The organism is Dactylosporangium sp. NPDC051087, from assembly GCF_055586325.1.
Genome location: NZ_JBVJIJ010000048.1, coordinates 1 through 4,084 on the forward strand (window position 1 = coordinate 1; position 4,084 = coordinate 4,084).

Here is a 4,084-nt window from a genome sequence, read left to right on the forward strand (position 1 = left end):
ACCCAACCTCAACCCGCCGCCGAACCCCACCCCGCAAGACGACAACGATGGTCTGGCCCTCCGGGCCAGACCATCGTTTAACACCAGTCACCTAGATCAGGTTCCGCATGATGCGCATGGTCCCATGCTTCATATCGATCGGTGGTCACGGTGGCATCGCCGCCACCAGTTCGGGGCCCGAACCGGCCACTACCAGCAAAGACTCGGCATACTTGAAATGCGGCTGGAGTACTGCCCAGTCCCGGTAGCGGCGTCCGTCGAACCGCGGCTACCCGGCGTCGGGCCATTCGAGGCGTCCGTCGGCGCACACCGCGGCACGCCCGTTGAGCGGGGTGCCGTGTTGCAGGGCCGCGCTGAAGTGGGCCACGAGGTGCGCAAGCGACGGCCACTGGAACCGCGGGTCCCTTCCCCCGACGACACCGACGCGGAAGACGGGGTGGTCCGGTGTCGCACCGGAGTGGTCCACCACGATGTGGTCACCGCCGAAGTCGGAGGCGATCGGCACCCAGTACCGGTCCCAGCGCGTCGGGGGCCGCGTTTGCACCGCCTCGTCGCGCTCCTTGCCCAGCTGCGCGGAGTCCAGGAACGCGTAGTCGGTCCATAGCTGGAAGGCGGCGGTCGTGAACGCGCACCCGTCATGCCACCGCAGCAGCGTGGCAAGGTCGGGCTGGATCGGGAACCCGTACCGCTGACCGAGTGCCTCGACGCCGGCGTCGGTCAGACCGGGGCGGAGCGTGGCGTAGGTCGCGGCGGCGTTCGCCCGGAGAAACTCCTCAACGACCTGCAGATCCGCGACCAAGGTCATGATGCGGATCGTACCTGGTGGCGGTGCCGCTCCGGCCGGGTTCGACGGCTACGACCGGCCTGTCCCCACATGGTGGACAGGCCGGCCCGGTCGGCGTGGTTCAGCTCATCGCCACCACCTGGCTGGTGGTGCTGGCCGCATCGGCCACGAGCAGCCTCGTGCCGTCGGATGCGAGGCCGGTGATGCTGCCGAACGGTGGGGCGCCGACGGCGGCTGCCGTGCCGTTCGCTGTCGAGATGCGGATGAGGCCGGTAACGCTGGAGCCGGTCGCGTTCCAGGTGCTGGCGTAGAGGCTGCCACCGATGGTGAGCATTGCTGTGGGCGTGCGCCCCGCCGTCGGCAGCTGCGAGGTCACCGGCTGGGACGTGCCGGTGGTGGGGTCGACCTTGTACAGCGTGCTGCCGCTGACGATCCAGACATTGGTGCCGTCGGCGGCGACCGCTCCGGTCAGGGTGCTGTTGATGATGCTGCTGCTGCCCGAGTTGAGGTCGATTTTCAGCAGGCCTCCTGCGCTGTTGTTGAGGGCGTACATGTACTGCCCGGCGATCGCGACGGTCGCGTAGTTCGAGGCGTAGCTACCGCTCAGCGTCAGTGAGGTGACGGCGCCGGTGCCCGGGTCGATGCGGCGCACGCCGCAGTCGTCGGTCGCGTAAACGAATCGGCCGTCGGTGCCCACCACCCGCAACTTGGCCGCGTAGGTGTAGAACACCGCCGATTCCCCCGTCGGGGCGCTCCGGCACGCACTGACCGAGTTGGTGGAACCGGCGAATGCCCGGACCGCCCCGGTCGCGTTGTCGACCCGCATGATGCGGTTGCCGTCGGCGACGAACGACGCGCCGTTGAGCACCGCGACGCCGTTCGCGCCGGTCAGGGATGCCGCTGCGGTGAGCGGCGGCGAGACCTTGCCGTTGTAGATGTTCGGGCTGTTGGCGGCGGCCGGGTACAGGTATGCCGCACCGCCGGAGACGACCTTCAGGCCGACACCGTCTGTGACGAACAGGTTGTCCCGGTCGGTCGCGATACCCGTGATGTTGACCATGCCGGACGACGCGATCAGCGTGCCGCTGCCATCCTGCTTGGCGATTCGGACCAGGGTCGGATAGGTGTCGCCCGGCGTCCACAGGTTGGCGTACAGGTACCTGCCGACCGACAGCATCGCGGTCGGGGTCCGTCCGCCGGTCGGTGCCTGCGAGGAGGCGGGCCTGGTAGCTGCCGGTTACGGGATCGACCTTGTAGAGGCTGCTGCCGCTGCTGACCCACACGCTGGTGTCGTCCGCCGCGACGGCGCCGGTGAGGTTGCTGTTGATGACCGTGCTGGTGCCAGAGTTGAGGTCGGTTTTGGTCAACCCGCCGACGCTGTTGTTGAGGGTGTACAGGTAGCGACCGGCGATCGCCGCGATCGCCGACTTCGATGCGTAGTTGCCGCTCAACGTCAGTGTAGTGACGGCGCCGGTGGTCGGGTCTATGCGGCGCACCCCGCAGTCGTCGGTCGCGTAGACGTAGCGCCCGTCGGCGCCGATCACCCGCAGCTGGGCAGAGTAGGTGTAGAACTGGGCCTGCGTGCCGGCTGCGGCGCTCCGGCAGGCGCTGACCGAGGCAGTGTTGCCGGCGACGAACGACACCGTGCCGGTCGACTTCTGCATCCGCATGATCCGGTTGCCGTCCGCGGTGTACACGAAGTCACCGATGACGGCGGCGCCGTTGGTGCCGGTCATCGGCGTGCTGAGTGGCACCGGGTTCACCACCCCGTTGTCCATCTCGGGCGTCGGCGCGGCCGCGGGGTACTGGTACGGTTCGGCTGACGCGACGGACTTTACCGTCGTGCCGCTGCCGGCGTTGTCGGTCACGTACAGCTGGCGTTCGTCGGAGGCGATGCCGGTGATGTTCGTGAAGCCGGCCGCGGCGATGATGTTGCCGGCACCGTTCGTCTTGGACAGGCGGGTCAGCGTCGGGTACACGTCACCTGGGCTCCACAGGGTCGCGTAGAGGTACGGGCCGACCGACAGCAACGCCGTCGGTGTGTGGCCGCCGGTAGCGGCCGAGGTCGTCACGCTCGTCTTGACGCCGGTGACCGGGTCGACCCGGTACAGGGTGCTGCCGTCGATCACCCAGACGTTCGCGCCGTCGCTGGCCACCGCGCCGGTGAGGTTGGCGTTGATGACGGTGCTGGTGGCGGCGGCAAGGTCGATCTTCTGGAGGCCACCGGCGCTGTTGTTCAGCGCGTACATGTACTGGCCGGCGATAGCAACGGTCGCGTACCGCGACGCGTAGCTGCCGCCGGACGTCAGGGTCGTGACGGCACCCGTGACCGGGTCAATACGGCGCACCCCGCAGTCGTCGGTGGCGTAGACGAACCGGCCGTCGGTACCCACGACTCGGAGCTTGGCTGAGTACGTGTAGAACGAGAAGGTGGTCGTGTCGCCGACGGCGGTGCTCCGGCAGGCGCTCACGGAATTGGCGGACCCGGTGAAGGCCTTGACCGCGCGGGTGGCGTTGTCGATGCGCATGATGCGGTTGCCGTCGGCCAGGAAGGTGGCCCCGTTCAGGACTGCCACGCCGTTGCCGGACGTCAGCGGGCCGGGGTCGGCGACCGTCTGCACGAACCCGTCGTCGATGAGCGGATACGTGGCAGGTGCCCGGAACGAGAACGTCGTGCCGCCGGTCACCGACCAGACCCGTCCGCCGCTCGCTGCGGCATCCGCCACGAACAACGTGCCGCCGTCGGAGGCGATCCCGGTGATGTCGGTCAGGTTCTGCTCGGTGACCAGGTTGCCGGTGCCGTCGGCCTTGGAAATCCGGGTCAGGACAGGGAAGACCTCGCCCGCGCTCCACTGGCCTGCGTACAGGTACGCGCCCACCGACAGCAGCGCGTTCGGCGTGTGTCCCGCGGCGGCGGCGTTGGAGGTGACCGGCTGAGCCCCATCCGTGACGGGATCGACCTTGTACAGGGTGCTACCGGTGATGACCCAGACGTTGCTGTCATCGGCGGCGACGGCACCGGTCAGGTTGGGGTTGATGACAGTGCTGGCGCCGGTGGTGAGGTCGACTTTGAGCAGGCCGCCGACGCTGTTGTTGAGGGCGTAGAGGTACTGCCCGGCGATGGCGACGGTCGCGTACCGCGACGCGTAACTGCCGCTGGATGTCAGGGTGCTGAAGATGCTACTTGCGATAACCTGCAGTACCACCGCGGGGGGGGGTGTTGCCGCCGCGGGGGGAACAGCCCCCAACGGAACGGCCATGGGTGGGGGCTACTTTTTTGTACAAGTCTCTTTGTTGCGT

The 4,084-nt window shown here is 68.1% G+C and carries 3 protein-coding genes; all 3 read right to left on the minus strand.

What is annotated here, in order from left to right; all coding sequences use genetic code 11:
• Window positions 1–268 precede the first annotated feature (268 nt).
• Window positions 269–805, minus strand: coding sequence for an SMI1/KNR4 family protein (locus ACZ6TV_RS50815; protein WP_465308155.1), 537 nt, complete (start codon window positions 803–805; stop codon window positions 269–271).
• Between the two features lie 100 nt (window positions 806–905).
• Window positions 906–1,436 (minus strand): NHL repeat-containing protein, encoded by a 531-nt coding sequence (locus tag ACZ6TV_RS50820; RefSeq protein WP_465308157.1) that lies wholly within the window; start codon window positions 1,434–1,436, stop codon window positions 906–908.
• A complete protein-coding gene (locus ACZ6TV_RS50825; RefSeq protein ID WP_465308159.1) occupies window positions 1,381–3,990 on the minus strand; it encodes a hypothetical protein in 2,610 nt (869 codons plus the stop codon). The genes ACZ6TV_RS50820 and ACZ6TV_RS50825 overlap by 56 nt, the downstream gene beginning before the upstream one ends.
• Between the last annotated feature and the right edge of the window lie 94 nt (window positions 3,991–4,084).

Bases quoted from the DNA above. Each gene is read 5' to 3' on its own strand.
- ACZ6TV_RS50815 (WP_465308155.1), bottom strand. From the start codon at position 805: ATGACCTTGGTCGCGGATCTGCAGGTCGTTGAGGAGTTTCTCCGGGCG.